At 69.6% G+C, this 3,693-nt stretch carries 3 protein-coding genes; 1 reads left to right on the plus strand and 2 read right to left on the minus strand.

The window, feature by feature from the left end; all coding sequences use genetic code 11:
- The first annotated feature begins 734 nt into the window (after window positions 1-734).
- Window positions 735-1,673: an NADP-dependent oxidoreductase gene (locus WA805_RS21010; RefSeq protein ID WP_422286644.1), complete on the plus strand. Its 939-nt coding sequence runs from the start codon at window positions 735-737 to the stop codon at window positions 1,671-1,673.
- 170 nt (window positions 1,674-1,843) lie between these two features.
- Here the strand turns inward: WA805_RS21010 and WA805_RS21015 are convergent, their stop codons facing one another.
- The gene (locus tag WA805_RS21015) at window positions 1,844-2,452 is read right to left on the minus strand and encodes a TetR/AcrR family transcriptional regulator (RefSeq protein ID WP_422286646.1); all 609 of its coding nucleotides are present in this window, start codon (window positions 2,450-2,452) and stop codon (window positions 1,844-1,846) included.
- A gap of 41 nt (window positions 2,453-2,493) precedes the next feature.
- Window positions 2,494-3,264 (minus strand): SDR family NAD(P)-dependent oxidoreductase, encoded by a 771-nt coding sequence (locus tag WA805_RS21020; RefSeq protein ID WP_422286648.1) that lies wholly within the window; start codon window positions 3,262-3,264, stop codon window positions 2,494-2,496.
- Window positions 3,265-3,693 lie beyond the last annotated feature (429 nt).

Raw genomic sequence — 3,693 nt, forward strand, 5'->3', positions numbered from 1 at the left:
GAGTGCGCGGTCATGCTCTTTCTTCATGTGGGTCGTGGCAGCGGCGGGCGGGCCAGGATTCTGCCGTCCTGGCTGAGACGTGAAAGATCCCGCCTGGCAGTCGTCTGGTCACGGTCGCGGGGAGGAATCCGAGACGGTGTCCGCCGGTGGCCATCGCATGGCCGTACCCGCGTGCGGCCGATGCCTATGAGAAGGGAGGCCGTGGGATGCGGTGTCACCCACACGGGGTTCCCGCGTCCGCGCTGGCCGGGACCCGGCGGGCCGAAGACCTTCTGGTCGGGGTGCCGGCGTCATGTCCGGGCGGGGGCCGTTGCCGGAGGATCTTCGCGCCGCGGGTGCGCTGCTTGCCGTGCCGGGTGAGGCATGCGCGCTGAAGCCGCGGCAGGCGGCGCTGCCAAGCCTCTGGCCCGCCAGCCGGAGCGGGCCACGTCAACGCATGCCGACCGCTCACCATCCCATGCAGAGCGACCCGATCTGTGTCGCGGACCTAGTGCCTGGAGACATGGGTAAAGCCGTCCAATAAGGCGGTTCTCGCATCCATTGCACGCGAGAACCATAACGAAGTGTGATCGGCGGCCGCAGTAGCCGCTTGGTGACCGGGTGCGCTGGCGGCTTGGCGCGGCTGCCAGCGGTCCCTGTCGGCGGGTTATCTAGGCTCGGCCGCCGTGGCACCCGGGGTTGCCTGCCGCTGAGGCAGCGGTATTTTCGGGACGGGTGCCGATTGGGAGGTCAGGATGCGTGCATTTGCCGTCCGGAGCTTTGGCGAGCCGCCATCGGTCCACGACCTGCCGGTTCCGGCGGCCGATGGCACGGTTCTCATCCGGGTGCGGTTCGCGGGAGTCAACCCGCTGGACAGTAACCTCCTGGGGCGGCTGACCGCGGCCTCGTCGTATCCGTTCGTCGTGGGCATCGACTTCGCCGGCGTGGCCGAACGCGTCCCGGCCGGAGACCACGGCCTGCAGGCCGGGGACCGGGTCTTCGGCATGGCACGGACACACGGCTCCTACGCCGAGTACACCGCGGCCGCACCCGGGGCCACGCTGGAGCCGGTGGCCCGGATCCCCGACGGCGTGACCGACGACCAGGCCGCCGCGCTGCCCATCCCGGCGACCACCGCGCTGCGGACAATTGACCTGCTGGAGGTCACCGCGGGCCAGCAGGTCGTGGTGATGGGCGCGACCGGCGGGGTCGGCGGCTACGCGGTGCAGATGGCGCGCTCCCGCGGCGCGCACGTCATCGCGACCGTCCGCGGCGACGCCGGCGAGGCTCGCCGTCTGGGGGCCGAGGAGGTGTACGACAGCCAGGCCGGCGACGTGATCGATGCGCTACGCGCCGCTCACCCTGACGGCGTCGACGCCGTCCTGGATCTGGTCAACGACCCGGACGCCATCCGCCGCGACGCCGAGATCATCCGGCCCGCAGGACGCCTGGTCTCCACGATCTTCGCCGCCGACGAAGGCTGGTTTGCGCAGCGCCAGATCACCGCACACAACCACGCCTCCAGCGCCAATCCCCTGATCTCACCGCGAGGGCTCGTCACGGTCGCGCAGATGCTCGCCGACGGGACAATCACCGCGCGCATCCGGTCCACCTTCGGCCTGGACGCCGCCGGGCAGATACTGGACGAACTCCGCCATGGCGGGCTGCGCGGCAAGGCCGTCATCCGCCTCTAGAAGCCGGCCGCACCGCCCGGACGGACCCAAGGCGCGAGCGCGCCGATCGAGTACCGATCACACTGTCGGTAGCGATGGCGAGCCGATTTGTTTCCTCCCTGCCGACTCTGCGCGGCCCGTAATCGCCCCGCATGGACCGTCTGGCGTGCGCAGAGCAGCCAGTTCTGCGCCTAGCGGGCGACACCGCTTGCGGCGTGCAGCCGTGCGATCCACCAGTCCAGCGCCGCCCGCAGGTGCGTGGACTGGCCGGTGGACAGCATGATCGACACCCCGCCCTGGATCCCTGCGAGCAGCGCCGCGGCGGCCTCGTCAACGTTGAGTGACAACGGCAGGTGGCCGTTGCGCTGCATGGCCCTGATCCCAGCCGCCAGGCTCTCCTGCCACTCCCTCATCAGCTCGGTGACAATGGCCTGCGCGCCGGGGGTGGACCGGCCGATGTGCTGGTAGAGAGCACCCAGCGGGCAAAAGTCTCCCTGGAGTTCGTAACGCTCCACCACGGCGTCTCGCCACGCGTGCCAAGCCTCCCATGAGTCCAGGCGCCCCAGGTGCGGCTGCTGATCCTCGAGCACGCGGCCTGCCTCATACTGGGCGACCGCGAGCAGCAGTGCGTCCTTCCCGCCGGGAAAGTAATGGAAGAGCTGGCTCTTGCTCGTGCCTGTCCGGGCCCGGATGTCATCCAAGGTCGCCATCCCTACTCCCAGCTCCCTGACCACCTCCGCAGCGCCCTCGACTATGCGCGCCCGCGTCGCCTGCCCCTTCGGCGTCAAAACACCCTGCATGATGGCACCTTCTGCATCTGAACTGGACTCGTCAGTCCAGATTATGCTGCTATGACGGCGACGCCGGTCCGGCCGCCGTCGACGTCGATCACGGTGCCGTGAACGAACGCGGCCTCGTCGCTGGCCAGGTATACCGCGGCGTGGGCAATCGCGTCTGGGGTACCGGGGGTGCCAGCCGGGGTTCCTGTCATCATGGCGTCGCCAGGGTGCGGGCCGGCTTCCCGGGGCAGCCGCTCATGGACCACCCCCGGCGAGATCGCGTTGACGCGCACGCCGCGCGGGCCGAATTCGGCTGCCCAGGCCCTGGTCAGCGTCTCCATCGCGCCCTTGGTAGAACTGTAGAGCGCGCTCGGGATGCCCAGCCGGGCGATCCACGAGCCGAGATTGATGATGACGCCGCCGCCCGCCTCGACCATGGCCGGCGCGACCGCGGCCGTCAGGTAGTACGGCGTCTTCACGTTGACCGCGTATACCTGGTCAAACGTTGCCTCATCCGTCGTGGCCGTATGTGTGCGAGGGTAGATGCCGGCGTTATTGACGAGGATGCCGATGCCGCCGCCGAGCAGGCGGGTCGCCTCGGCGGCCAGCGCGCTGCAGGCCTGCACGCTTCCGTCCAGGTCCATGGGGACGAACTCGGCCCGGCCGCCGTTCGCCTTTATCTCCTCGATGAGCTCAGCTCCCCGTTGCGGGCTCCGGCCAGAGGCGACGACGTGCGCGCCCTCGGCCGCGAACTCGATCGCGATCGCCCGTCCAATGTTGCTAGTCGCTCCCGTGATCAGCGCTGTCTTGTCCCTCAGGCGTGAGCAGGTCATGCCGCAATCGTGCTTCCCAAAAATTGGACCTGCAAGTCCAGAAAGCTCCCGGCGGTGCTCAGCCGCAGGAACAGGGCGACCAGCCCGCGTGACCGCATCCGGGGACTCATCGCCGACTCAGCCGCCCCCGACTGCCTGATCTGTGCTGAGCACGATCGTGCCACCACATGCCCGGCGGACGCGCAGATCGGCGGGTATCCGCGCGCCGTTGCGTTGCCCCACGTACTCCCGGCCGCCGAGAAATAGTCTCAGGTGCTGCCGCTAAGTCGAGGCGGCACGGCCTGGCGGGTCAGTGGCGGTGGCGGGAGCGGTACTCCTCGTCCTCGCGGTCCTCGGCGCGGTCCTGTTCCCGGCGTTCCCGTACCTCCGCCCCGTGCTCGTCAACGTGCAGACGGCGCTCCAGTTCCTCGGCGCGGCGCTGCTCCTCGG

This window comes from Trebonia sp. (genome assembly GCF_049794275.1).
Classification (GTDB): Bacteria; Actinomycetota; Actinomycetes; order Streptosporangiales; family Streptosporangiaceae; genus Trebonia.